General features: G+C 68.2%; 22 protein-coding genes and 1 pseudogene. 8 read left to right on the forward strand and 15 right to left on the reverse strand.

The window, feature by feature from the left end:
* Window positions 1-362: 362 nt before the first annotated feature.
* From acs to FGL98_RS25575, 5 genes are all read right to left on the reverse strand, one after another.
* On the reverse strand, window positions 363-2,306 hold the full coding sequence (gene acs / locus FGL98_RS22090) for an acetate--CoA ligase (protein ID WP_146320582.1): 1,944 nt from the start codon (window positions 2,304-2,306) through the stop codon (window positions 363-365).
* A gap of 134 nt (window positions 2,307-2,440) precedes the next feature.
* A complete protein-coding gene (locus FGL98_RS22095; RefSeq protein WP_146320584.1) occupies window positions 2,441-2,845 on the reverse strand; it encodes a DUF779 domain-containing protein in 405 nt (134 codons plus the stop codon).
* A gap of 5 nt (window positions 2,846-2,850) precedes the next feature.
* The gene (gene exaC, locus FGL98_RS22100) at window positions 2,851-4,374 is read right to left on the reverse strand and encodes an acetaldehyde dehydrogenase ExaC (RefSeq protein ID WP_146320586.1); all 1,524 of its coding nucleotides are present in this window, start codon (window positions 4,372-4,374) and stop codon (window positions 2,851-2,853) included.
* A gap of 113 nt (window positions 4,375-4,487) precedes the next feature.
* Complete coding sequence (locus FGL98_RS22105; protein WP_146320588.1) at window positions 4,488-5,741, reverse strand: GAF domain-containing protein; 1,254 nt, start codon at window positions 5,739-5,741, stop codon at window positions 4,488-4,490.
* Between the two features lie 25 nt (window positions 5,742-5,766).
* A complete protein-coding gene (locus tag FGL98_RS25575; protein ID WP_186526318.1) occupies window positions 5,767-5,913 on the reverse strand; it encodes a hypothetical protein in 147 nt (48 codons plus the stop codon).
* A gap of 565 nt (window positions 5,914-6,478) precedes the next feature.
* Here FGL98_RS25575 and FGL98_RS22110 point away from each other — a divergent pair.
* The 4 genes from FGL98_RS22110 to FGL98_RS22125 all read left to right on the forward strand — a co-directional run bounded on the left by FGL98_RS22110 (window position 6,479) and on the right by FGL98_RS22125 (window position 11,818).
* On the forward strand, window positions 6,479-7,255 hold the full coding sequence (locus FGL98_RS22110; RefSeq protein ID WP_146320590.1) for an SDR family NAD(P)-dependent oxidoreductase: 777 nt from the start codon (window positions 6,479-6,481) through the stop codon (window positions 7,253-7,255).
* Window positions 7,256-7,345: 90 nt separating this feature from the next.
* Entirely contained in the window at window positions 7,346-8,494 is a 1,149-nt protein-coding gene (locus FGL98_RS22115) for an alpha/beta hydrolase family protein (RefSeq protein WP_146320592.1), read from the forward strand.
* 34 nt (window positions 8,495-8,528) lie between these two features.
* Window positions 8,529-10,463: a flavin-containing monooxygenase gene (locus FGL98_RS22120; RefSeq protein WP_146320595.1), complete on the forward strand. Its 1,935-nt coding sequence runs from the start codon at window positions 8,529-8,531 to the stop codon at window positions 10,461-10,463.
* A gap of 29 nt (window positions 10,464-10,492) precedes the next feature.
* Window positions 10,493-11,818 carry an MFS transporter gene (locus FGL98_RS22125; protein ID WP_146320597.1) on the forward strand — a complete coding sequence of 442 codons (1,326 nt, stop codon included), beginning with the start codon at window positions 10,493-10,495 and terminating at the stop codon, window positions 11,816-11,818.
* Window positions 11,819-11,846: 28 nt separating this feature from the next.
* On the opposite strand, the gene FGL98_RS22130 is transcribed toward FGL98_RS22125, so the two are convergent.
* The 6 genes from FGL98_RS22130 to FGL98_RS22155 all read right to left on the reverse strand — a co-directional run bounded on the left by FGL98_RS22130 (window position 11,847) and on the right by FGL98_RS22155 (window position 16,654).
* A complete protein-coding gene (locus FGL98_RS22130) occupies window positions 11,847-12,413 on the reverse strand; it encodes a TetR/AcrR family transcriptional regulator (RefSeq protein WP_146320599.1) in 567 nt (188 codons plus the stop codon).
* Window positions 12,414-12,611: 198 nt separating this feature from the next.
* Window positions 12,612-12,833 carry a hypothetical protein gene (locus tag FGL98_RS25955; RefSeq protein WP_146320601.1) on the reverse strand — a complete coding sequence of 74 codons (222 nt, stop codon included), beginning with the start codon at window positions 12,831-12,833 and terminating at the stop codon, window positions 12,612-12,614.
* Window positions 12,833-13,795: a ribokinase gene (locus tag FGL98_RS22140; RefSeq protein WP_146320603.1), complete on the reverse strand. Its 963-nt coding sequence runs from the start codon at window positions 13,793-13,795 to the stop codon at window positions 12,833-12,835. The genes FGL98_RS25955 and FGL98_RS22140 overlap by 1 nt, the downstream gene beginning before the upstream one ends.
* 1 nt (window position 13,796) lies before the next feature.
* Window positions 13,797-14,840, reverse strand: a complete 1,044-nt coding sequence (locus tag FGL98_RS22145; protein ID WP_146320605.1) for a phosphotriesterase family protein — start codon at window positions 14,838-14,840, stop codon at window positions 13,797-13,799.
* Complete coding sequence (locus FGL98_RS22150; RefSeq protein WP_146320607.1) at window positions 14,833-15,834, reverse strand: DMT family transporter; 1,002 nt, start codon at window positions 15,832-15,834, stop codon at window positions 14,833-14,835. The genes FGL98_RS22145 and FGL98_RS22150 overlap by 8 nt, the downstream gene beginning before the upstream one ends.
* A gap of 13 nt (window positions 15,835-15,847) precedes the next feature.
* The gene (locus FGL98_RS22155) at window positions 15,848-16,654 is read right to left on the reverse strand and encodes a glutamine amidotransferase (RefSeq protein WP_222432343.1); all 807 of its coding nucleotides are present in this window, start codon (window positions 16,652-16,654) and stop codon (window positions 15,848-15,850) included.
* A gap of 68 nt (window positions 16,655-16,722) precedes the next feature.
* On the opposite strand from FGL98_RS22155, the gene FGL98_RS22160 reads away from it, so the two are divergent.
* Complete coding sequence (locus FGL98_RS22160) at window positions 16,723-17,730, forward strand: LacI family DNA-binding transcriptional regulator (RefSeq protein ID WP_281289202.1); 1,008 nt, start codon at window positions 16,723-16,725, stop codon at window positions 17,728-17,730.
* Window positions 17,727-18,824: a M20 family metallopeptidase gene (locus FGL98_RS22165; RefSeq protein ID WP_146320611.1), complete on the forward strand. Its 1,098-nt coding sequence runs from the start codon at window positions 17,727-17,729 to the stop codon at window positions 18,822-18,824. Before FGL98_RS22160 ends, FGL98_RS22165 begins: the two co-directional genes overlap by 4 nt.
* 189 nt (window positions 18,825-19,013) lie before the next feature.
* On the opposite strand, the gene FGL98_RS22170 is transcribed toward FGL98_RS22165, so the two are convergent.
* Window positions 19,014-19,937, reverse strand: a complete 924-nt coding sequence (locus FGL98_RS22170) for a hypothetical protein (RefSeq protein WP_146320613.1) — start codon at window positions 19,935-19,937, stop codon at window positions 19,014-19,016.
* Between the two features lie 826 nt (window positions 19,938-20,763).
* Here FGL98_RS22170 and FGL98_RS22175 point away from each other — a divergent pair.
* Window positions 20,764-21,162 (forward strand): hypothetical protein, encoded by a 399-nt coding sequence (locus FGL98_RS22175; protein ID WP_146320615.1) that lies wholly within the window; start codon window positions 20,764-20,766, stop codon window positions 21,160-21,162.
* Window positions 21,163-21,294: 132 nt separating this feature from the next.
* Here FGL98_RS22175 and FGL98_RS22180 read toward each other — a convergent pair whose 3' ends face one another.
* From FGL98_RS22180 to FGL98_RS22190, 3 genes are read right to left on the reverse strand one after another with little or no spacing between them, the layout of a single operon-like run.
* On the reverse strand, window positions 21,295-21,753 hold the full coding sequence (locus tag FGL98_RS22180; protein ID WP_146320617.1) for a hypothetical protein: 459 nt from the start codon (window positions 21,751-21,753) through the stop codon (window positions 21,295-21,297).
* 42 nt (window positions 21,754-21,795) lie between these two features.
* Entirely contained in the window at window positions 21,796-23,079 is a 1,284-nt protein-coding gene (locus tag FGL98_RS22185; protein WP_146320619.1) for a hypothetical protein, read from the reverse strand.
* Window positions 23,036-23,668 (reverse strand): hypothetical protein, encoded by a 633-nt coding sequence (locus FGL98_RS22190; protein WP_146320621.1) that lies wholly within the window; start codon window positions 23,666-23,668, stop codon window positions 23,036-23,038. The genes FGL98_RS22185 and FGL98_RS22190 overlap by 44 nt, the downstream gene beginning before the upstream one ends.
* 287 nt (window positions 23,669-23,955) lie before the next feature.
* Between FGL98_RS22190 and FGL98_RS25580 the strand changes: the two are divergent.
* Window positions 23,956-24,210: pseudogene (locus FGL98_RS25580) on the forward strand (IS3-like element ISAar46 family transposase); the annotation flags it as partial.
* Between the last annotated feature and the right edge of the window lie 91 nt (window positions 24,211-24,301).

Consider the following 24,301-nt stretch of genomic DNA (forward strand, 5'->3'; position numbering starts at 1 on the left):
GTCGAGGTCCTTGGTGATCGGTGAGCTTGGTCGCTTCCGATCCTGAGGACCTCGACCCCTACCTCACCGCATCCACGATCACTGGCGTGTCGCTAACGCCCCCACCACACGTACGAAGAGCCGCATTACGGTTCGAGAAGCCGCGGGCGAGGAGCCCATCCGGAGGCGACCTTGCTTTGGACCGCTGGGAGGGCAGCGCCTTCTTGGCGCGGGCCCTCCGGGCCACCCATGCTGCTTCTCGCACTAGCACGCAGTCTCCTCAGGCGCCCCGTTGTGGCATCGCCCGTAGCAAGACGCCGAACGTCCCCTCTACTTTCGTGCTGGACTTCGCTCGGGTGCGAAGGTCACGTATGTGCTCGACATCAGTCGCTCATACCCCGCTCGATCGTTCCCATGACGTCGGAGTCCGCGAGGGTCGTGACGTCACCGACGTCGCGGTGCTCGGCGACGTCGCGCAGCAGCCGCCGCATGATCTTGCCCGACCTGGTCTTCGGTAGCTCGGCGACCACGAGGATGCTGCGCGGCTTGGCGATCGGTCCGATCTGGGTCGCCACGTGGTTGCGCAGCTCCTGCACCACATGGTCGCCGCCACCGTGCGCGCTCTCGCGCAGGATGACGAACGCCACCACCGCCTGACCCGTTGTCGGGTCGCTGGACCCGACCACTGCCGCCTCGGCAACCTTCGGGTGGGAGACGAGCGCCGACTCGATCTCGGTGGTCGACAGCCGGTGGCCGGACACGTTCATCACGTCGTCGACGCGACCCAGCACCCAGATGTCGCCGTCCTCGTCCTTCTTGGCGCCGTCGCCGGCGAAGTAGAGGCCCTCGTGGCGGGACCAGTAGGTGTCGATGAACCGCTGGTCATCACCCCAGATGGTCCGCAGCATGGCAGGCCACGGTTTGGTGAGCACGAGGTAGCCGCCCGAGCCGTTCGGGACCGACGTGCCCGACTCGTCCACGACATCGGCGCCGACCCCGGGCAGCGGAGTCATCGCCGAACCCGGCTTTCCCTGGGTCGCACCGGGAAGCGGGCTGATCATGATCATTCCGGTCTCGGTCTGCCACCAGGTGTCCACCACCGGGCACCTGTCACCGCCGATGGTCTTGCGGTACCAGACGTACGCCTCGGGGTTGATCGGCTCACCCACCGAACCGATGATCCGCAACGAGCTGAGGTCGTTCTTCGCGGGGATCTGTTCGCCGAGCTTCATGAACGTGCGGATCGCGGTGGGGGCGCAGTAGAGGATCGTCGCCTGGTACTTCTCGATGATCTCCCACCAGCGGCCCGGATGCGGGGTGTCCGGTGTGCCCTCGTACATGATCGAGGTCGTGCCGTTGGCCAGCGGACCGTAGACGATGTAGGAATGACCGGTCACCCAGCCGATGTCGGCCGCGGTCCAGTAGACGTCCGTGTCCGGTTTGAGGTCGAAGACCGCCCACTGCGTGTACGCGCAGCCCACCAGGTAGCCACCGGTGGTGTGCAGGATGCCCTTCGGCGTGCCGGTGGTCCCGGAGGTGTACATGACGTAGAGCGGGTGCTCCGCGTCGAAGGCCTCCGGGGTGTGCTCGGTGGACTGCTTGTCGACGAACTCGTGCCACCACAGGTCACGGCCGTCGGTCCAATCGACGTCCTGCTTGGTGCGCCGGACGACCAGGACGTTGCGCACGTCCGGGCACTCCTTCAGCGCCTCGTCGACCGCGGGCTTGAGCGGCCCGATGGAGCCCTTGCGGTAGCCTCCGTCGGCCGTGATGACGATGTGCGCCTCGCAGTCGATGATGCGGTCCCGCAGCGCTGACGACGAGAACCCTCCGAACACCACGGTGTGGGGTGCGCCCAGCCGGGCGCACGCCAGCATCGCGATCACGGTCTCGGGAAGCATCGGCAGGTAGATCGCGACGCGATCGCCCGTCTTCACCCCGAGCTCGATCAGCGCATTGGCCGCCTTGCAGACCTCGTCCAACAGGTCGGCATACGTGATGGTTCGGGTGTCACCGGGCTCACCCTCCCAGTGGTAGGCGACCCGGGCACCGCTGCCTGCCTCGACGTGCCGGTCGACACAGTTGTAGGCAGCGTTCAGCCGGCCGCCGACGAACCACTTGGCGAAAGGCGGCCTGCTCCAGTCGAGCACCTCGTCGAAGGGTTCCGCCCAGCTGATCCGTTTCGCCTGCTCGGCCCAGAAGCCGGCGTTGTCCGCCTCCGCCTGCTCGTAGGCGTCGGCCGTGACGTTCGCCGATGCCGCGAGGTCCTCGGGCGGGTCGAAACGGCGGGTCTCGTGCAGCAGGTTCGACAGGGCTTCTTGGGTCATCGATCTTTCCTTCGCACGTTTCGTGGGAACTCGAAGTTCCACGGAGGCTCCGCACCCTTGCCATTCGACGTCAGCGTGTAGTGGGGCGTCGGAGGCGTGGCGGGTTGACGGTCTGGGTCGGGGTGACGGGCTCGTCAGCACAGTCCAAGGTTGCGCAGTTCGTCCTCGGTGAGCATGCGTGAGCGGGTCAGGAAGCGGTATCCCTCGGGTGCCTCGAGTGAGAAGCCGCTACCGCGGCCAGGGACCAGGTCGACCGTCAGGTGGGTGTGCTTCCAGTACTCGTACTGGGCCAGTGACATCCAGAACTCGATGGGCTCGTCGACCTCGTCGACACGGAGGTCTTCGAGCTTGATGTCGGCGTCGCCGGTGAGGAAGTCACCCTTCGGGTAGCACATCGGGGAGCTGCCGTCGCAGCATCCGCCGGACTGGTGAAACATCAGCGGGCCGTGGCGCTTGCCGAGGCGGCGGAGCATGTCCGCCGCCTCGGCGGAGACGGCCACCCGTTCCACGTAGGGTTCGGTCGGTGTCGGGGCGCTCATGAGGATCAGAAGAAGCCCTGCGCGGTGTCGGAGTAGGACACCAGGAGGTTCTTCGTCTGCTGGTAGTGGTCGAGCATCATCTTGTGGTTCTCACGGCCGATGCCGGACTGCTTGTACCCGCCGAATGCCGCGTGCGCGGGGTAGGCGTGGTAGCAGTTGGTCCAGACGCGCCCGGCCTTGATCCCCCGGCCCATCCGGTAGGCCCGTGCGCCATCCCGGGACCAGACCCCGGCACCGAGGCCGTAGAGCGTGTCGTTCGCGGTCTTGAGCGCGTCGGCCTCGTCGTCGAAGTGCGTTGCTGCGAGGACCGGTCCGAAGATCTCCTCCTGGAAGATCCGCATCGAGTTGTCGCCCTCGAAGATCGTCGGCTGCACGTAGTAGCCGCCGGCGAGATCGCCGTCCAGGTGGGCCTGCTCGCCGCCGGTGAGGACCTTCGCGCCCTCCTGCTTGCCGATGTCGAGGTAGGACTTGATCTTCTCCAGCTGGTCGTTGCTGGCCTGCGCACCCATGGTGGTCTGCGTGTCCAGTGGGTTGCCCATCTTGATCTGCTCAACGCGCTTGACCGCATCCGCCATGAAGTCGCTGTAGATCGAGGACTGCACCAGGGCACGGGAGGGGCAGGTGCAGACCTCTCCCTGGTTCAGGGCGAACATGGCCAGGCCCTCTTGCGCCTTGTCATAGAACGCGTCCTGCGCACTTGCGACATCTTCGAAGAAGATGTTGGGTGACTTGCCGCCCAGCTCCAGGGTGACCGGGATGATGTTCTGGGTCGCGTACTGCATGATCAGTCGCCCGGTCGTGGTCTCTCCGGTGAACGCCACCTTCGCGATCCGCGGGGACGACGCCAGCGGCTTGCCGGCCTCGGCGCCAAACCCATTGACTATGTTAAGGACTCCGCCCGGGAGCAGGTCGCCGACGATCTCCATCAGCTTGAGGATCGACCACGGGGTCTGCTCCGCCGGCTTGAGCACGACCGCGTTGCCGGCAGCCAGAGCCGGTGCCAGCTTCCACGTCGCCATCAGCAGTGGGAAGTTCCACGGGATGATCTGCCCGACGACGCCGAGCGGCTCGTGGAAGTGGTAGGCCACCGTCTGCTCGTCGATCTGGGAGATGCCGCCCTCCTGGGCCCGCAGGGCACCGGCGAAGTAGCGGAAGTGGTCGACGGCCAGCGGTAGATCGGCGGCCAGCGTCTCGCGCACGGCCTTGCCGTTGTCCCACGACTCGATCACCGCGAGGTCCTCGAGGTTCTCCTCGATGCGGTCGGCGACCTTCAGCAGCACACCGGCCCGCTCGGCCGGTGAAGTGGCGCCCCATGCGTCGGCGGCGTTGTGCGCGGCATCCAGTGCGGCGTCGACATCCTCGGCGGTTCCGCGGCCGATTCGGGTGAATACCTCACCGGTCTGCGGTGCCACATCCTCGGAGTACTCGCCCTTGACCGGGGCGACCCACTCGCCGCCGATGAAGTGCCCGTACGTGTCGTCAACGGTGATGCGTGAGCCGGAGGATCCTGGTCGCTCGTAGACAGTCATCTATGCGTCTCCCAACACTTTGCTGCGGAATTGCCCGCCGTTGTGGTGGGCGGATGTGACGCTACGCACAGCAACGTTGCATCGCCGTTGCACAGACGCAGGGGGTGAGTTGTTCAGCTCAGCGCGTGGTCGATCCGGGCGAGCTGGCCGCGCACCATGGCATGCAGCGGGGAGTCGGTCGGCAGCGCGCCCTCGAGGCGGTGCCACATGTCGAGGTCGTCCGAGCCCCAGGACGACCGTGTCCAGGTGGACATCACGTCGGGGCTCGTGCTGGAGGCGATACTCTCCCGAAGGCCGTGGTGGACGCGATCCCGGATGGCGACCACTCCGGGTGCGTCGGAGCGGGGCAGCACGGGGCCGCGGTAGGCGCGGGCGGCGCCACGCACATCGCCACTGGCAGCCATCCCCTCGATGGCCATCCAGTCGGCCTGGATGTCACTGTGCAACCGGTAGGGACGTGAGGCCAGCACGTCGGTGCCGAGCAGGTCACGGAGCCGTTTGAGCTCGGACCGGATGGTGGAGTCCTTGGCCGGGTGCTGGTACAGCCTTGCCTCCAGCTCGTCGCCGCGTTGGCCGTGGGGCGCGTCGGCCAGCAGGACGAGCAGCTCGCTGTGGCGGCGACTCAGTCGCAGCTGCGGACCGCGTCCGCGGGCCGATGTGGTGGTCACCAGGGCCTCATCGCGGCCGAGCGCGTCGATGCGAAGGTGTGCTGTTGCACCGGCCACAGATCGTCCGGCGGGCGCCGATCCGCCCTCCCGCCGTGGGTCCCCGTCAAGATCGGCCTCGGCCAGGCGCGCCGCGGTGCGCACCATCGCCATGGTCTGCGGCATCACAATCGAGGTGCCGCCGGTGACGTCGAGCACTCCGAGCAGCGCCCCGGTCCGTAGGTCGTGGATGGGTGCGGCCATGCAGTTCCAGGGCTGCACGGATGCGCGGTAGTGCTCGGCGCCGACGACCTCCACCGGGCGGTCGAGGTGGAGCGCGGTGCCGGGGGCGTTCGTGCCGGCGAGGCGCTCATCCCAGCTGCTGCCCTCGACGAACCCGATGCGTTCGCTTCGCCGCAGGGCCGAGCTGTCACCGCAGACCCATAGGAGCTGGCCGTGCTCGTCGGAGACCGCCAGGATCGAGTCGCTGTCGCGCACGGCCTGTCCGAGGACGTCCTCGAGCAGCGGGAACACGCGGGCCAGTGGATGCGCTTCGCGGTAGTCGCGAAGGGCGTCCGCGGCCATGGTGATCGGGGCAGCCTGGTCCTCGACGCGTACGCCGGCGGCGGCGGACCGCACCCAGGAGTCGGCCACCAGTGGCCGTGCTACCCGGGCGTTGTGCTTGGTACTTCGGTCGTCACGGGTGATCGGTCGGGCCGACATTCGCATCCTCCAGTTCTCACTCGGCTCATACCAGCAGCGGGGTCAGTCGGGCGGCGAGCTTCGCTACCCAGGCTGACTCGCGCTTGCCGGGTGGCGTCGTTGGGCTCGCGGCGATGAGCAGCAGGACAACGGCCGGAGTTCCGGTGCTGTCGCAGATGGCCCGGTCACACACCGTGAGTTCACTATCCGAGTCAGTGGCCCTCGATGGCTACGGTACGGCGTGATCGTCATGAACACCCTGCTCGGCGACATCCTGTCCGACCTCGACGCCAGCACCCAAGGGGGCTGGGCACAGCAGCAAACGCCAACCTCAATCTCAATGGAGGCGCACCAAGCAGGTTCGAACCCGTGCACGGATCGGCCCGGACACCGCAGGACCTGGGACCGCGAACCCCGCGGCGGCAATCCGATCTGTGGCGATGATGCTGTAGAGCCTCGAGCATGCTTGCGTCGCCCCCGCGCCCCGTCAACGCTCAGCCACCGCCGTGCCTGACTCATCGATTGCGTAACCCGTCTGTCAGGCGTGGGCCTGGACAACCCAGTCAGGTTGACGACACACCGCGCTACGCGGAGGTTCCGCACCAGTCACCGCGTAACCATTGACTGAGAACTCAGTCAATGGTTATTCTCGGGTGATTCAGATCACACCGAACGGATTTGTGGCTGGTCTCGCCCCGGGTAACGGATACCTCCGGGCGGCAGCAAGATCGAACAAACTCACCAAGGCGGGTCAAGTAATGAGCGGACTTGAAGAACGGGTTGTCATCGTCACCGGAGGTGCTCGCGGCCAGGGCCGTGAGGAGACCGAGCATCTGGCAGCGGCCGGGGCCACGGTCGTCGTGGCCGATGTCATCGAGCCCGAGGGCGACCTGCCCGGCGCGGCGACGTACCGGCATCTTGATGTCACCTCGCCTACCGACTGGGCGGATCTGGCGGACGAGCTGAAGAACACGTACGGCTCAGTGTTCGGCCTGATCAACAACGCCGGCATCGTGGGTTCCCGCGGACGTGCCGGACGTCTTGAGGACATCTCACTGGACGACTGGAACAGGCTGCTTGAGGTCAACACGACCGGGCCGCTGCTGGGAATACAGAGCATGTCCCGGCTGATGACCGACGGTGGCTCGATCGTCAACATCAGCTCGATTGCCGGGGCGGGGGCCCACCTGGCGGCGGGATACGGAGTCAGCAAGTGGGCGCTGCGTGGCCTCTCCCGGATCGCCAGCATGGAACTTGGCCCCCGCAGGATCCGGGTGAACAGCATCCTGCCCGGCTACATCCACACCCCGATGCAGAACCAGACCCCACAGCACTTCATCGACGCCCACCTGAGCCTGATCCCTCTCGGGCGGGTGGGGACCCCCGGGGATGTGGCGCCCGTGGCCACCTTCCTGATCTCGGATGCAGCCGCGTGGATCACCGGTGTCGACATCCCCGTCGATGGTGGCGTGCTCGGGCATGCCGGGCTTCGCATCATCTCCGACGCCATGACGGCCGCCACCAACGGAACCTGACCATCAAGTAACACAAACCACCGCAGAACGCACGGACCCGAACGGTGCCGTGACGATCGAGCACGCCCACCATGCCCTTTGGAGGACCTCTTGACATCGACCACGTCCCTGATCATCGAGCGCGTCGACTTCCCCGACGACCGGCACACCGGATCGAGCAGCGATACCGCCACTCGGGCCGCGCTGCGACAGTTCACCCTTCACCGCCTGCTCGCCTACGGCATCGAGGCCGGCGACGCACTGCGGCTGATGGAGCTCACCGCGCTCGGACGGTCGTGGCAGCGATCAGCTCTCGCACTGGCCGACCAGCACCTGCTGCGGACTGAAGACTCAGAACTGCCGTGCACACTGCACTCTCGTGCCGACCTGCTGGCGCGCGTGTCGGCGCTGCAGCGGGTCAGCCGGGTGATGGACCTGGACAACACCCCGGCCCGCGCCGCCGACTACGCCACCGCGGCCGCCAACTTCGCCCGGGCACGAGCGCACGACGAGCGCTACGAGCACGTCGTCATCAACACCGTGGGAGGCCCCGTCGCCGCCTGGGTCATCACACCCGGTACCGACCGACCGCACCCGGTTGTGCTCGTGCACGGCGGTGTCGACGGCTGGTCGATGGACTGGGAAGGTCTGGCACTCACCCTCGTCGAGGAAGACATGACCGCCGTGGTCATCGACGGCCCGGGCCAGGGCGAAACCCGGTTCACGCACCGGCACTTCCTCACCCCCACCTGGTTGGACGACTACGAACAGGTCTGCGACTTCCTGGTGGAACGAGCAGCGGGCATGCCGGTGGCCGCCGTCGGAAACAGCATGGCCGCCGGGCTGGTCATGCTGATCGCCGCCCGGTACCCGGTATTCGCCGCCGTATGCAGTAACGGACCGGTCAGGTCCATGGCGGCACAGCTCGCACGGCGCAGCTACGCACGGAAACTGGCGTCGTTCTGCGGCGACGCCGCGACCACGGACCAGACCCGCACCGTCTTCGAGTCGATGGAACTGACCGACGACCGCATCCAACTGACCTGCCCATTCCTTCTTCTCCAAGGTGACGCGGACCCCCTGGTCCCGGTCGAGGACGGCATCCGCCTCCTGGAGGCAGTCCCGGCCAACGACAAACGCATGACCCTCTTTGAGGGAGGTGAGCACGTCCTCAACCGGTACCCGGGCGACAAGCACCACGTCCTTCGAACCTGGCTACGCGACCGCCTGGATCGCACCATCCAGACCCCCACTGACTAACCCACCGAGTCCCCTTCCAAGACCGGAGAACACCATGAACACCCGAAACCCCATCAGGCTCGAGCGCGACCAGCTGCTCGCCCTCCTCGAACAGGGCGAGGTCCCCTCGCAGCTACTCACCCTGTGCGAGCTGACCGGTGACCTATCGCCAGCACGACGCTGGTCGTCGTACATCACCGGCGCGTCACCATGGGAGCACCGCTTCCCACCAGACATCGCCCAGCAGATCCGTGGCCAGCTGGCCACAGTGCTCCTGACCGCCGACCCCGACGCGGAACCGGACACCCCACTGGTCGACGCGCTCATCGACCACGCGATCGGATCACCCATCCCTCCCGCCGAGCACCCCATGCTGCACAAGGAGATGGGCCTGACCGAGGCCGGCGAGGTCACCTGGACGGCCGAGCGTCCAGCCCGGGCCGCCGCGTTCAAGGTCGTGGTCATCGGGGCCGGGTTGTCCGGCATCGCCGCCGCGCGCCGCTTCCACCGCCTCGGCATCGACGTCGAGGTCATCGAGAAGAGCGATGCCAGCGGCGGCACCTGGCACCACAACACCTACCCCGGCTGCGGCGTCGACATCGCCAGTCACTACTTCTCCTACTCCTTCGCGCGCAACCCCCGATGGAGCCGCTACTACGCCAAGCAGCCAGAGATCCTGTCCTACCTGCGCGACTGCGTGACCGAGGAAGGGCTCAATGACCGCATCAGCTACAACACCGAAGTCCTGGATGCCTCCTGGCAGGGCCAGCACCAGGTATGGCGGGTCACCACCCGCACCTCCGACGGCGAGGTTCGACACGTCCGTGCGAATGTTGTGATCAGCGCCGTGGGGCTGCTGGACCGGCCGAGCATCCCCAGCTTCCCTGGACTCGCGGACTTCGGCGGCCCAGCGTTTCATGCCGCCGAGTGGGACCACTCGGTGTCCCTGGATGACAAGCGGGTCGCCCTGATCGGCACGGGTGCCAGCGGCAACCAGATCGGGCCGGCCATCGCCCCCACGGTGCAGCACCTCACCGTCTTCCAGCGCACCGCGCACTGGATGGCTGGCGTTAACAACTACGCCCTGGATGTCACCGACGGCGAGAAGTGGCTGCTCGAACATGTGCCTGCCTACGAGCGGTGGTTCCGGGTTCGCACCCTGCTCTCCCAGAACGACACCATGCGGCCGGCCCAGGTCGTCGACCCCAGCTGGGACGCCACAGACGGCTCGATCAGCGCCGAGAACGCCCAGATGCGTGAGGAACTGACGCAATACATCGTCGACGAGCTCGGCGACCGGCAGGATCTGCTGCCCCAGGTCCTGCCGGGCTACCCCCCGTTCTCCAAGCGGATGCTCCGGGACAACGGCTGGTACCGAATGCTGCGACGCGACAACGTCGCGCTGGCGTGCTCACACAACCTGCGCTTCGAGTCCGACGCCATCATCGACGATGATGGTGTGCGCCACCCGGTCGACGCCGCCGTGTTCGCAACCGGCTTCGAGGCCTCGAAGATGCTGGCCTCCTTCTCCTTGTACGGCCGTGACGGTGCCTCGATCCGGGATGCGTGGGGTGACGACGACCCCCGCGCCTACCTTGGCGTCGCGGTCCCGGGCTTTCCCAACTTCTTCATCATGTACGGGCCGAACACCAACATCGGCAGCGGCGGGAGCATCATCGCCCAGACCGAGAACTGGTCCCGGTACATCGCCGACCTCGTCAAGACCATGGTCGAAGAGGACCTGGCCGTCGCAGAGGTCACCCAGCAGGCCTGCGACACCTACAACCGCAGTCTCGACGACCGGCTGTCCCAGATGGTGTGGTCGGTCACCCCGGCAGGCACCTGGTACCGCAACGCAGCCGGCCGGGTCACCACCAACATGCCCTGGACCAGCTTCGAGTATTGGGCGATGACCCAGCAGGTCGACCTCGACGCGTTCGACCTCACTCGCGCCAACACCACAACCCTCTCCCAGACCGCCCTGGCCTGATGGCCGGCACCGAACACTAGGTGAACACTATGACTATCAACGTCAACGCCAAGACATCGGACACCACACTGGCCCCCCAGCGTGGGCACCGCTCCCCCGCCCGCGCGTGGCTGGTCACCGTCATGCTCGTCACGCTCGCGCTGGTCAACTGGGGCGACAAGGCCGTCCTGGGGCTGGTCGCCGTGCCCCTCATGAAAGACCTTCACATCAGCCCCGGCCAGTACGGACTGCTCGCCAGCGCCGTCTACTTCCTGTTCTCCCTTTCGGCCGTCGGCGCCGGGTTCCTGGCCAACCGTCGCAGCGTGAAGTGGCTGCTGTTCATCATGGTGGCCGTCTGGTCCGTGACCCAGTTCTCCATCTGGCTGGCCCCCGCATTCGGCATGATCCTGCTCTCCCGAATCATCCTGGGCCTGGCCGAAGGCCCCTCCGCGGGACTGTCGTTCCACGCCGCGGGCAAGTGGTTCCACGATCACGAACGCAACATCCCTATCGCGTTGCAGAACGTGGGCGCCTTCGGAGGCATCGCGGTCGCGGCGCCCGCGCTGACCTGGCTGATCAGCGAGCATGGTTGGCACTGGGCGTTCTTCGCCGTCGGTGCCGCCGGCCTGGCCTGGATGGGCATCTGGTTCTTCATCGGCAAGGACGGCCCGTACAGCGGCGAGTCCAAGACAAGCCTCTCCGGGTCTATCTTCGACGGCCCCGGGCGGGTCTCCTACCGGCATCTGCTGCTGAGTCGAACCTTCATCGGTGCGGTCTGCCTCGGGCTGGCCGCGTACTGGGCTCTCGCGATCGTGTCGGCGTGGCTGCCGGCGTACCTGCGCACCGCGGAGGGCTACACCGCCCAGCACGCCGCCTCCATTGTGATGGAGGTCTCCTTGACCGCGATCGTCTTCCTGATGCTGCAGGCCCTGATCACCCACGTCCTGATGAAGCGTGGTGTGGGCAGCAGGATCGCCCGCGGTGTGATGGCTTCCGGCAGCGTGACCATTGCCGGGCTGTTCATCATGCTCAGCGCGACCATGTCCGCCGGTCTCGCACAGACCGTCGCCCTCTGTGTCGGATTCGGGTTGGGCCTAGTCACCTTCACCACCGGTGCCGTGTTCCTCTCCGAATTCGTCCCGGTCCTGCAACGCGGCGCCATCATGGGCATCTACGTCGGAGTCATTACCTTGAGCGGGGTCATCTGTCCGACCGCGTTCGGGTGGATCGTGGAAGGGGTCGGCGCAGGCGGATACACCGTCGCCCTGCTGGTCTCCGGCGGGCTCATCCTGATCGGCGGCATCGCCGGGCTCATCCTGGTCGATCCCCCGCGAGAAGCCGCGCGCATCGCCACGCTCTTCGAACCGACACCCTGAACGAGGCACGGCACGGAGCTGGGCCACCTCACGACGTGGAAATCTGGCGGCCCAGCTCCGCCATCTGCTCATCGCCGAGGCCCATCCCCGTCTGCAACGTGTCCTTGAAGAACATCCACCCGAAATTCAAGCAGACCTCGCGGATGATGTGAGCCTTCGCCTCGAACTCTGGAACCTCCGGGTGATGCTTCCGGATCTGCTCCAGCTCGTGGTTGAGTACCGGGTAGGTCCAACCCAGCGACGTGTACGACGCACCACCATCGGCCGAGTAGTTCGCTGCCGCACGCCACCACAACTCATGGCCATTAAAGGTCAAGGGAGGAAGACGCTCGTTGTAATCCACCGTGGCGGCGCGGTCGGCGATGTAGCTGGTGGTCAGTTGCTCCATCGCCTCAAGGAACAACGCCTCTTTGGACTCGAAGTAGTGATAGATCAATCCGGGTTGAACGTGCGCGTCCTGGGCGATCTGTTTGCCGGTGATACCACTCGGTGGCCGCATCGACAGCAGCCTCTGCGTTGCGTTGACCAGCTCGACGCGTGAGTCTCGCTCGACCTTCCGCCGCGCATGACTCTCAGCCTTCTTCCGCCCAACCACGCCTCGATCCTATCCACGGCATTCATCTACCGACCGCAGCACAGCCGGTGAGTCCCAATCCGGCGTACGCCAGTGCCTGTGCCAGACAATACGTCGCCCCGCCCGCCCCCATGCAGCCCTCTTCGGTGGAGAATCTGGGACGATTCCCACACACGTTGGCGGGGTGGGCTCGAACTGGCAGGCCGTGCCGGTGCATGACTATGCCACGATCTGAGCACCCCGGTCAGCAGGTCGACGCTGCTGCGGCTGGTCCGCGCGATCCCAGATCCGCCGGCCGGGCCCGTGCACGTCCTGGGAGTGGATGAGTTCTCGCTGCGACGGGGCCACCATTACGGCACCGTCCCGGTCAACCTGACCTACGGACACCACTCGGTCGATGTGGCCGGGCCGCTGGACCCCCCCGCGGGCGCCGGCAGGCATCAGCGTGTGGACTCCTCGAGTTCGTCGCGCCGGGGCAGCGACGGTTGCGCTCCCCGCCTGCTGACCGTGATGGCCGCGGCTCGGGCTGAGAACTGCGCGGCCGCGACCACATCGGCGGTGGCCAGCACGGGGGTGCGGGCGATGGTGGCCGCGATCGCGCCGATGAAGGAGTCCCCGGCGGCAGTGGTGTCCACGGCCTGAGCGGGCTGCGCGGACACTCGGTGCTGGGCACCTCGATCCAGGACGACGCATCCGTGCTGCCCGAGCGTTACCACGATCCACGTTGCGCCGGCCTCGATCAGCCGATCGGCGCCGCGACGCAGTTCGGCTGGATCGAACGGGTCGCGGCCGGTGAGTTGATGGAACTCGACCTCGTTGGGGACGACCAGATCGGATAGCGAGCTCAGTTGCGTGGCCGCGGCCGCCGCCGGCGCGGGGTTGAGGATGGTGTGGATGCCCCGGGCGCGCGCGGCAGCGAACGCGGCGCGCGTCGCGTCGGGGTTGACTTCCAACTGCCCGACGACGACGCCGTGGTCGCGCACCCGACTCACCGCTGCGCCCGCGTCGGCCGGCAGGACCTTCGCGTTCGCTCCGGGAACAACCACGATGGAATTGCGGCCCTCGTCGTCCACTGTGACCGCAGCGAGCCCCGTGGGCGCTTCCGCGTGCCGGAGCACCGCATCCACGTCGACCCCTTCGCGGACGAGGGCGGCGAGGTAGTTCGCGCCGTCCTCGTCGTCCCCGACGCAGCCGACCGCGCCGACCACGGCACCGAGGCGCGCCGCTGCCACCACCTGGTTGCCGCCCTTCCCGCCCCACGCTCGGGCGGTCGACGTGCCGAGCAGGGTCTCTCCGGGCACCGGGATCCGTGGCGCGTGCACGATGTGGTCGACATTCAGCGAGGCGACGACCAGTACGTCCAGGTCCGTGACGGAGTGATCGACCGTGTTGGCACGGCCCATGTCAGCTCGGGCCCCCGGTGAGCCACTCAGCGGGGTTGGCGACGAGCAGCGAGTCCAGGATGTCCTCGGCGAGGCCGCGTGAGCGCAGCAGGTCCCGGAAGATTGTTGGCACGAACACCAGTCCGTTGCCGCCGTTGGCGATCCACATCTGTTTGAGGAACAGGTCGTGGGACAGCAGCAGTTGCGAGCCGAACCCGTCTCGCACCAGGTCGGTGACGGCGTCGGCGGTCTGCACCACCGACGGTGCGGCGCCTTCTCCGGGGAAGGTGATGTCCAGACCGATCATGTCGAACTCCAGCCGGACGCCCCGGTCGAGCAGCGATCGCTGGTATGCCGGGTCGGCGCCGGACGGGTCGCTGTGGGCCAGCGCGACCTTGCCCGGTGCGACGCCACACTCCGCCAGGACCAGGTCGAGCACCTCGTGCCCGCGACGCTGCCACCCGGGCAGGTGGATGTTGAGTCCGACGGTGGGCCGCTCGACCTGTGCGATGGCGGCCGCGCGCAACGATGCCGACTCGGCTCGGGTATAGAGCGGGGACACCCCCACCTCGCCGATCACCCCTGCCCGCACACCGGTGTCGTCCACGCCGTGGTCGAGATCGGCCAGGATGGACTCGGTCTGCTGGTCGACTGCCCGAGCAGTGATCCGAGTGCCCTCGAATGTCTCCAGGTAGGCGCCCGTGCCCATCACGATGTGGGTGCTCGTCGCCTCGGCCAGGCGCCGCAGCCGGACCGGGTCGCGCCCGATCGCCGGGCTGCCGGTGGCATCGACCACGGTGCGCCCGCCGACCGCACGGAAGGCGTCGACCTCCCCCTCGACCCGCTCGGGCTCCTTGGCCCGCACGTTGTCGCGGCAGCAGTAAGGGTCCTGCCGCAGCAGGTGCTGCCAGCGGGGACCCACCCGCTGGTCGACCAGCACGCGGGTGCTGGGATACGCCGGTGCGGCCGCCAACGAGGACAGGTCGTTGAACAGGTGCTCGTGGGGGAGCACGATGCCCAGCTCGCCCGCGGGGACCGGACCGAGCACCGACTGGACCTCAGGCATGCGAGGCGCCCACGGTCTTGGCGGCCGCACCGACCCGTCCGCCGGGGATCATCGCGACCGCCGCGGCGACCAGCGCGACGGCTGCGCCGAGAATGGTGACCAGGTGCACCGATTGACCGTTGGACGGCAGGCCCAGCTCGATCGCGATCGACCCGATCAACTGGCCCGCCGTCGACGCCAGTCCGAGCAACAACAGACCCAGGCCCCGGACCAGCAGCGCCATCACGGCGATCGACAGCAGGCCGAGCGGGCCACCGAGGTAGAGCCACCACGTGTCCGGCAGCCCGAAGTGCGCGCCGCTGAGGACCATCCGGACCACGAACACCGCGCCGATGGCGACGAACCCGATCAGGAAGTTCCAGGTGATCGACACGAGCATCGAGCCGGCGAGGTTGCCCACCTCGGAGTTTCCCGCCGGCTGCCAGCCGGCGAGCAGCCCGCCCACCAGGGGCATCACGGCGAGAGCCACCGTGTGCGGTGCGGACCAGCCCGGTGAGACCACCAGCACCGTGGCGGCGATCGCGAGGACGGCGCCGGCCAGCCGCGGAGCGGTCACGGCCTGCCGGAACGGCACGCCGATGCCGAGCCGATCGCAGAGCACCCCGGAGATGACCATTCCGGAGATCAGCGAGGTCTGGAAGACCGCCACTCCCAGGGCGCCGACCGTGACACCCTCGGAGACGACGATGACCGCCCCGCACAGACCGGCGAAGAAGTTCCACAGGGGTATGGCACGGCGGCGCAGCTGACCCGGCAGCTGGACGAACGCGTCACGAGTGTGGGTGCGGCTGAGGACGACGATCAGCATCAACAGCAGACCGGTGCCGAACGACACCAGGGCGGCAGCCTGCCCGTCGTGCAGCTGCTGGCCGAGATGTCCGTTGACGTAGGACTGCATCGGCCCGAGCATGCCGGCGAGCACGGTCAGCGCCGTGAGCGCGGTGGCCGACACCGTCTTGACCGCCGACGGTGCCGGGGTGCGGGTTGTGGTCATGGTCCTCAGCCTTCTACTCGTTCTCGGTGTTGCCGTGTCGGCCGCCGACCAGTGCTGTGGTGTCGGCCGCCAGCCAGCGCAGGCACTGGGCGAACAGCCGTCCGTACCCGTCCCAGGCCATGAACTCCTCGGGCGCCCAGTGCGGCGAGATATCGGAGGTGAAGGCGACGGTACGGCCGGCCCCCACCCGCCGGGTCGCGAGCAGGACCTCGCCCTCGATCGTGGCCAGCAGCCGGCTGTCCGGCTTCAACGTGGTGCGCTGGTAGCCGAGCAGGATCGGCCACCGCTGCGGCAGGCCCTTCACGCAGGGGTGCGCCGCATCGGTCCGCTCGGGGGTGATGCCCTCCGGCGTCTCGACCCGGTCGTCCGTCGACTCGATGTCGACCGGGAGGATCTCCTCGACCGCCGTACGGTGGTAACTGGCCTTGCCCTCGAACCCTTGAAAGCTCAGGTAGCCACCGGCCATCATCAGGCCGCCCCCACCGTGCACCCACTCACGCAGCAGCTTCAGCCGGTTCGGGGTCGGTCGCCCGCCGTGGAAGGTGTCCGGGTGCAACAGCAGGGTGTTCGAACCGACGTCGGACAGGAGCACCACGTCGTACGCCGACAGCTCCGCGATCGTCTGCGGGAAGAACTCCGCCACGTCGTGGGACCGCAGGTGCGTGACATCGATGCCCTCCGCGGTCAGCGCCTCGAGCAGGCGGGCACAGCCGATCTCGACCTGGGTGTGCGCGAACGGGTCATACCCCTTGTGATCGATCGTCGCGCTCACCCAGGACTCGCCTGCGAGCAGAACCTTCACCACCGCGCGCTCCTTCATCCGTGTCACTATTGCGCAACGTTGCGCAACAGTGACAACATAGAGTGTGGTGAGCGTCACGTCAACAGCTGCAAGGAGCCGCACACATGTCATTGGCCGAAGTGGCCCGGGAGTCGGGGGTAGCCGTCTCGACCGTCTCCCGCTACGTCCGGGGCGAGCTGCGAGTGTCTCCGGACACCGCGAAGCGGATCGACCGGGCACTGCAGAAAGGCGGTCACACCCGGGCCGAGCGCACCCCGCACGACCTGTGCGTGGGCCTGGTCGTGCCGTCTCTGGACAACCCCTACTTCGCCGCGCTTGCCGACGCCGTGGTCGACGCCGCGGCGGCTGATGGCGTCGAGGTGCTGACCACCCTGACCGGGTCGTCAGCCGCCCGGGAACGCACCGGCGTCGACCGACTCGCGCGGACCCCGGCGGTCACCGGGATCATCTACCTGGGGATGAACAGCACCAACGAGGCGTTCAGCGGCCGGATCGGCGAGGAACTGCCGGTGGTGTTCCTCGACGAGTTCGTGCAGGCGCGCGGACAACGGATCGCCCGGGTAACCGCGGACAGCTTCGGTGGCGCCTATCAGGCGACGACCCATCTGCTGAGCATCGGGCATCGTCGGGTCGCGCACCTGGGTGGCCCCCGCGGCCTGGTCACGGCCGACCAGCGCGAAGCCGGCTATCGCGCGGCCCTCGCCGACCACGGCGTCGAGGCCCAGGAGCAGCTGATCGTGCGCGGACCCTACTCGGCCGACCTCGGGATGAACTTCTTCGCCCACATGAGCCGCTCCACAACGACGCCCACGGCAGTCTTCAGCGCCAGCGACATCGCCGCCATCGGCGTCCTGGAGGCCGCCCGTCGCGCCGCCATACCGATCCCGGAGGAACTGTCCGTGATCGGCTGCGACGGCATCACCCTCGGTGACTGGACCACCCCCCGGCTGACCACCGTTGCGCAACCCACCGAAACGATGGCGCGGCGTGCTCTCGACGAGGTCCGGCGGCTGATCGACGGCGCCGAGCCGCAGGATCACCTGCTGTCGATGCGACTACAGCTGCGGGAGTCCACCCGACCGGTGAGCTCATGAGCAGCCTGCGCTCCGCCCTCGAGCTGACCAGGTCGCTGGTGCGCTGTCCGAGTGTGTCGGGGGACCACGCGGCCCAGGCCGCGATCCAGCACCTCGTCGCCGACTACGCCGCCGGTGGCGCGGTGCGTGTCACCCAGTCGGGCCGGGGCGAGGCGCCGTGGACCCTGCTGGAGACCGGTGAAGACCCACCCGGTTCGGTACTGTTCGCCTGCCACACCGACACCGTCCCACTCGGTGAGCCGAGCCGATGGCTCCGCGACCCGGTGTCGGGAGAGATCGACGCGAACCACCTGCACGGTCGCGGCAGCGTCGATATGAAGGGCGGGACCGTCGCGGCGGTGCACGCCGTCATCGCTGCGGCGGAGGCAGGCGCGTCCGCACGGTTGCTGATGACCAGCGACGAGGAGATCGGCTGCCGTGGGGCGGCCGAGGCCGCGCCGCACCTGACCGGGACACCGAGCCTCATCGTGGTGCCCGAGGCGACGATGAACAGGGTGGCCCTCGGCCACCGCGGTGCCACCTGGCTGCGCCTGACCGCCGCAGGCACCGCCGCCCACGGCTCGACCCCACAGCGCGGGATCAACGCGATCCGGCTGCTGGTCGACCGGGTCATCACCGCCCTGGACGACCTTCCGCTGCTGACCGACGACTACCTCGGAACGGAGACGGCAAACCTCGGCACCGTCACCGGCGGCACCGCACCCAACATCGTTCCGGACACCGCGTCCCTCACCCTCGACCTGCGCACGGTCGGCAGCAACCACCACCTGCTCGACTGGGCCGCGGCGACCGGACCCGAGATCAACGTGGCCACCGAGCTGGACCTGCCCGCCGTACGCACCCCGGACGTGCCAGACGCCCTCGAGGACTATGGCGTGGCCCCGCCGGTGACCTACTTCACCGACGCCTCGGTGCTGGCCGGCGTCTTCCCCCACTCCCCGATCGTCATCTTCGGCCCAGGCGATCCCACCCAGATGCACGCAGTCGACGAACACCTCGACCTCGCGTCATGGCGTCAGTCGCTGCACGACTTCGTCCGGCTGACCGTCACCGACCACCCGGCGCAAGACCCCGAAACGGGTCAGTCGTCGTAGGCGACGAGAGCACGGCGGGCGGCCGGACAACGCGTGCTCGACCGTGGCCATACGGTCCAGCCACGCCACGAAGCGTGCCAGGAGTGATCAGTGTCGTGATCAGCCCTCTCGCGCCGAACCCGGCCGGCAATCCTCGTCAGCGGGGCGGAACACCGAAGCCCCGCGTGCTGATTCGCCCGGCTGGTGAAGTCACTGCTCGAGCCGGGACAGGATGACGTGCCAGTGCCGGTCCGCGTCGGCGATCGCGGCATCGAGGGTGTCGAGGGCCTCGTCGATCTCATGGATCTGCCGCGCCCGCTCGGCGGGGGTTGGCGCGGGTCGGGCCGGGTGGGTCCGCACCGGCCGCGAACGCCCCTGCGCGATGGGGGTATCCGGTCGTTGCCGGGTGCCGGTGATCGCAGTCACCCTGCGCAAGGGGATGACGCTGCCGTGCTCGATACGCCCGTACCGGTCCACCACCGGCAGCAGGTGCGGCGCCTGCCGCCACGCCTGCGGGACGGGGGTGGCGCAGTCATGCACCCGCACGTCCACCGGGTGGGCGTCGACCAGCCGCTCTACCGAGTCCTCGACCGGGCCGGACGTGTCGTACTCGGTGGCGAGGACCCGCAGCCAGCGGGTGAGCGCACAGGACGGGCAGGTCAGCCCGTGGTTGGTCATCGGCACGTCCACCTGGTCGATCCCGGTCACCGGTTCGGTGTACACCCGGTCCGGGACCAGTGCGGTGATGCGTCGGCGGGACCACCCCCGCGCGGCGAGCACGAGGACGACGGCGTCCCGGCGCGCGGTCACGCCGTGTGGGTGCCCGTGCACCGGCAGCTGGTGCAGCGCCTCCCCGAGGTCGAGCCACCGCGGGCCGTCCTCAACGTCCGGGTCGATGAGCTCGCCGGGGGTGTGCCAGGGCGTCGGCACGGGCGCGGGTGTCGGCGCCCCGGACAGAGCGGCGCGGGCGGTCGCGTGCCGGGCGCGGATCGCGCCGAGCCGCCGCCGCACCGTGGATGGTGCACCGGGCACGTCGGCGAGGAACTCCTGCACGGCGGCCCAGGTGGTCGGCAACGCGGGCTGTCCGGCTGCGGTGCACCAGTCCTCGAACTGCTCCCAGTCCCCCACCGTCACGCCACCCTCACCGCCACACACTTTGTGCCATCGTGATGACGGGGCGCGATGTTGTGGGAGCGACCGGATGGCATGGGTGGTCAGAGTCCGAGCTTGCTGACGGCGTTGCCGTCGGCGGGCGAGTGGCGGCGCCGGTAGACCGCGACCGACTCGTGGGTGCGGTGCCCGGTCTGCTGCTGGATCTCCAGCACGGTGGCCTGCGCCCGGTCCGCCTCCGAGACGAACCCCGCCCTTCTTTCCGCACTCGGCGTGTGCGGTGGTGTTCGAGTGTGATTGGACGTTGCGGGTCGGCGACGACTGGGGTCGTTACAGGGGCGGTGCCACGTGTGGCGATTCGCGCCCGGGCATGTGATCGACATCACGTCCTCCTCGAGTGGTGTGGTCGGCGGCGGCCTTGACTATGTCCGTGCCCCAGCGTCTCCTGCCGACGAATCCTGAAGTCACGCAGGGCCTCGGCATTCGTCCGAATGCGCTCGGCCGGGTCCGCACCGTCTCGCGAGGGCTCCACGCGTCGACATCGGACGGATTACCGCGGCAGTGGTCGTTCCCAAGTCTGGTGCTCCGACTCGTTGGGTGCGTTCTTCCAATGCACCACCAGCCGAGGATGTCCGGTCTGGAAGCTGCCAACCGCGAAGAGCTCGTAACCAGACCCACGGGGCCATGTTGATAGGTCCTCGTCGGGCGGATCGAACCGCACTGCGCCTGGCGCATCGAGGACGACGTCGTGCGCAGGGCCGGTGCCTACGTTGCGGAGCTCGAATACCGAGCCACGGAGGTGAAGCACATCCCATTCGGCCGCAGACGCCGGGGTCGTTGCCTCGTGGTGATGGACGTGCTGGCCACCCAGGAACCCAGTGGCTCCACTCAGGTTGATCTGACTGATGCTCTGAGCGGCAATCGATCCTGCCCCGGTAGCGGTCGGTCCTGCGACGTCCAGCAGGTGGCGGGAGGCGGACAGAATTTCCTCGTCCCGATCGAGACCAGCCGCAACGATATGGCCGGCAAGAGGCTCAGCATTCTCAGGCGTTGGCCGCCGGAGATAGACGTTCAGGTCCGCTGCGGCATCCTCATCATCGTGGAGGCGGGGCCTCAACAGATTGATCAGTTTGTCCCGAGCCGCGATCACGGCTTGCTTGGCCGTGTCCTTGAGGCCCTCTGCCGCCCCGGTGGCGAGGGCCCCGACGATAAGGGATGCTCCCTCGAGCTGGCTTGGATCCATGGTTGACTCCGTTTGTTCAGGGCTCCGGTTCGAATACCTCCCAGCGTTTCATGTGCGGTCGGTCATGAACGACGACACGACGAAGCACCACCGCAGCCATATGAACTTCGCGATCGAACGGGCGGTGTCAACGACGGCTCAGCTGCATGGTCCGATGGTGGGCGCGCGGGTCGGGAGTCGGCGGATTGCAGACGTACCGTCCGCGGCTTCGCGCAGGCGGGTGATCTCCTCGTGCTGGGCCGCGAGCCTGGACAAGGCCTCGGTCTTGAGGTCGGTCAGCCCAGTGATGGTCTGCTCGTGTCGGGCCAGGCGCCGGGTGAGGCTGTCGATCTCGTTCTTGAGGCGCGCGATCTGCGAGTCGCAGGGGTCGGGGAGCTCCCCTGCGGTGTGCAGTGCTTGTAGGCGTTGCTCGAACTCTTCGCGCAGGTGCGCGTAGGGGCGGGTGCCGTAGAACGCGGTGCGGTCCACGCCGGCCTGGCGGGCGAGGGTCTTGATGTCGCACTTGCCGCCGGGCGGGATCTGCCCGTCGAGCAGCCGGTCCATGGCGGCCCGGATCCGGGTCTCGTTCTGTGCGCGTTGGTGGGCGCTGATGCGCATGTCAGTCCTCGGGCTCGGTGGTGGTGGTCGTGTCGATCTCGTTCAGGACGCGGCGTGCGCGGTCGTAATCGCTTTGCAGGCGGGACTTTTCGGTCTTGCGGTTTGGCCCAGGCTGCCGAGGAAGGTTTTGGTCGACTCGGCGTGCGCGGCCCACACGTCGCGGTGGACGCCGTGGTGGGTGGCTTGCGGGCAGCGGGCCGAGTCGCACATCCCGGCCAGGGGTTTGTCGGCGTGCGGTGTTCCGGCAAGCTTGAGGCACAGGGCCCGGGACGGGTCGCTGAACCAGCAGTAGTTGCCGGCCTGCAGGTGCAAGGTGGCCGCGCGTTTGGACAGCAGGTTCAGGACCTCCCGGTCGCCGCGCTGCACGCTGGGTGCGCCACCGTCGTCGGCCGGGCTGGTCTGGGCGTCGACGTGCGCGAAGAACTCGGTCAGCTCGCGGGCTCCGGGCCCGGCGGGCCGGATGCCCTGCTGGTAGGCGCGGAACTCCGCCAGGACCAGGTCGAGGTTGCGGTCGGCTTCGTGCTTGTTGATCTCGGCCAGGAGCTCGGCCTGCGCGCCGCCGGGCCGGGAGGCGTAGCCCTCGGTGGTGGCCACGGAGACGTGCTTGAGGTGGAACTTGGTGGCCAGCACCCCGCCGGGCCGGTAGGCCAGCTCGATCGCCAGTGTCCGGCGCAGCGCCCGCAGGCTGACCGGGTCCTCGGGAATCGGCGCGAGCCCCAGACGCTGCCCGGCGGGACCGTTGACCCACGCCCGGAACCACTGGTAGCGCACCCCAAAGGAGAACCGGCCGATCAGCGGCTGCCCGTCCTGGCCGCTGGAGTGCAGGGTCTGCAGGAGCTGCGCGGCCCGGTAGGCCGGTTCGATGACGACCCATTCGTCGGCGAGCCCGCCCAGGGGCTGGCCCTTGATGATGGTGCTGGCCAGCCGGTAGCGCACCAGGTCGGCCCCGAAGTGTTCGGGTGGCAGGCAGCACCCGACCCGTAGCTCCATCAGCTCACTGGACCGCATCCCGCAGATCGCGGCGATGATGGTGATCGCGGCGGTGCGCACGATCCCGATCAGCGCGTCCGCCTCGCCGCGATCCAGCGGCACAGTCCAGGCGATGGTGCCCTGCCCGTCCGTGCGGTCCACCAGCGCCGCGTCCCTGCCGAAGGGGTGCTCGGCTCCCACGACGTGCAGGGTCGCCTCGGTCTGCTCGCGCAGGTGCGGAAGCCACGCGTCCTGGAACTGGATGACCCCGGCCTGGCGGGCCAGCAGGCCCAACGAGATCGGAGTCAGCGGGTCATCGGGTGACCAGCCGGCCCGCCAGCCGTCTGGGCAGGGCACGTTCGGACATCAGCGGCAACGGCTCCCCGCGGCGTTCGTAGTCGGCCAGCAGCAACGCGAACTGCCCGCTGGGCAGGAGTTTGGGCGCGGCGAACTGCCCCGATCGCAGGGACCACCGGCGGTCGGCCTCCTTGACCTGCCCGGCCAGCTCGACCGCCTGCGGGCCCAGCACGGTGACCAGGTAGTCCGCGGCGGCCAGCATCGGTTGCAGGACATGCCCGCTCACCGGCGGTGTCTTGTTCGGTCCCGCCCTGCGGGGTTCCTCGGCGATCGCCGTGGGCGTGGCACCACCCCACGGGCGCAGGTCGGCGCGGACTCGGTCGGCGGTGAACAGGTCCCGGTAGTTGACCAGGTCGAGCAGCACCTGGGCCACGGCCCGCCGCGTCGCCGGACCGCGCTGGCCGACCACCACACCGCTGCCGTCGCGAAGGTAGCGTCGGTGGGACAGGTAGGCCGCGCAGTGCTGCTCGTCGATGTCGGCGAGGCTGGCCACACCCTGCCCGGTCAGCCAGGTCAAGAATCGGGTCAGCTCGGCCAGCCGCCCGTAGACGGTGTTCAGGTGCAGCGGGGTGCGGTAGCCGCGAGGCACGTGCGCGACAGGCGGGCCAGGTGCGGGCGGGCACGTTTCGCGTCCGGGTCCAGGTCCGTGGCCAGGACTTTCGCCGGGATCGGGTGCGGTGTCTTCTTCGCCGCCCTGCGTGTCAAGGTGAGTTGAGACCACGGGTTGTTAGCAAGTTCACCCTCGCAGGGCGAGGTGAAGGAATCTGATTGTTGATGAGTAGTTCGACTGTTTCCATCCCACCGGCTGGCGTTGATGATGGTGTGGTGAGTTCCTGATCGTCGTCATCGCCTGGTCCCAGGGCTGGTGGTCCGCGGCGTCGCCGCTCGTTCGCGCCGGCTCAGAAGCTGGAGCAGGCCGGTGCGTACCTGCGCCGGCACGGGCTGCACTCCTCCCTGCTGAGTAAGTGGCGCCGACTGCGCGATGCTGGCGTGCTGGACGGCAAGCCCGGCGGGGCGAAGATCGGCCTGCCGAGCAAGGAGCAGGCCGAGATCGCCCGGCTGACGCGTGAACTGGCCGAGGAACGGCGGAAGCTGGCCACGACCGAGACTGCCCTGGAAATCATGGGAAAAGAGGGTCATCTGCGGCGGTGGCGGCTTTGACACAGGCGGGGTCTAGAAGACAGCGCAGCATTGGTCCGTCGGCAGTGGCGAACAAAAGGCC

It is taken from the genome of Leekyejoonella antrihumi (assembly GCF_007845645.1).
Taxonomy (GTDB): Bacteria; Actinomycetota; Actinomycetes; order Actinomycetales; family Dermatophilaceae; genus Leekyejoonella; species Leekyejoonella antrihumi.

Excerpts from the sequence above, each read along its gene's own strand:
- FGL98_RS25955 (WP_146320601.1), bottom strand. The coding sequence starts at position 12,833 with ATGCCTGCCGGCGCCCGCGGGGGGGTCCAGCGGCCCGGCCACATCGAC.
- FGL98_RS22125 (WP_146320597.1), top strand. The coding sequence starts at position 10,493 with ATGACTATCAACGTCAACGCCAAGACATCGGACACCACACTGGCCCCC.
- FGL98_RS22175 (WP_146320615.1), top strand. The coding sequence starts at position 20,764 with ATGGACGTGCTGGCCACCCAGGAACCCAGTGGCTCCACTCAGGTTGAT.
- FGL98_RS22165 (WP_146320611.1), top strand. The coding sequence starts at position 17,727 with ATGAGCAGCCTGCGCTCCGCCCTCGAGCTGACCAGGTCGCTGGTGCGC.
- FGL98_RS22095 (WP_146320584.1), bottom strand. The coding sequence starts at position 2,845 with ATGAGCGCCCCGACACCGACCGAACCCTACGTGGAACGGGTGGCCGTC.
- exaC (WP_146320586.1), bottom strand. The coding sequence starts at position 4,374 with ATGACTGTCTACGAGCGACCAGGATCCTCCGGCTCACGCATCACCGTT.
- FGL98_RS22145 (WP_146320605.1), bottom strand. The coding sequence starts at position 14,840 with ATGCCTGAGGTCCAGTCGGTGCTCGGTCCGGTCCCCGCGGGCGAGCTG.
- FGL98_RS22180 (WP_146320617.1), bottom strand. The coding sequence starts at position 21,753 with ATGCGCATCAGCGCCCACCAACGCGCACAGAACGAGACCCGGATCCGG.
- FGL98_RS22110 (WP_146320590.1), top strand. The coding sequence starts at position 6,479 with ATGAGCGGACTTGAAGAACGGGTTGTCATCGTCACCGGAGGTGCTCGC.
- FGL98_RS22150 (WP_146320607.1), bottom strand. The coding sequence starts at position 15,834 with ATGACCACAACCCGCACCCCGGCACCGTCGGCGGTCAAGACGGTGTCG.
- FGL98_RS22120 (WP_146320595.1), top strand. The coding sequence starts at position 8,529 with ATGAACACCCGAAACCCCATCAGGCTCGAGCGCGACCAGCTGCTCGCC.
- acs (WP_146320582.1), bottom strand. The coding sequence starts at position 2,306 with ATGACCCAAGAAGCCCTGTCGAACCTGCTGCACGAGACCCGCCGTTTC.
- FGL98_RS22155 (WP_222432343.1), bottom strand. The coding sequence starts at position 16,654 with ATGAAGGAGCGCGCGGTGGTGAAGGTTCTGCTCGCAGGCGAGTCCTGG.
- FGL98_RS22105 (WP_146320588.1), bottom strand. The coding sequence starts at position 5,741 with ATGTCGGCCCGACCGATCACCCGTGACGACCGAAGTACCAAGCACAAC.
- FGL98_RS22140 (WP_146320603.1), bottom strand. The coding sequence starts at position 13,795 with ATGGGCCGTGCCAACACGGTCGATCACTCCGTCACGGACCTGGACGTA.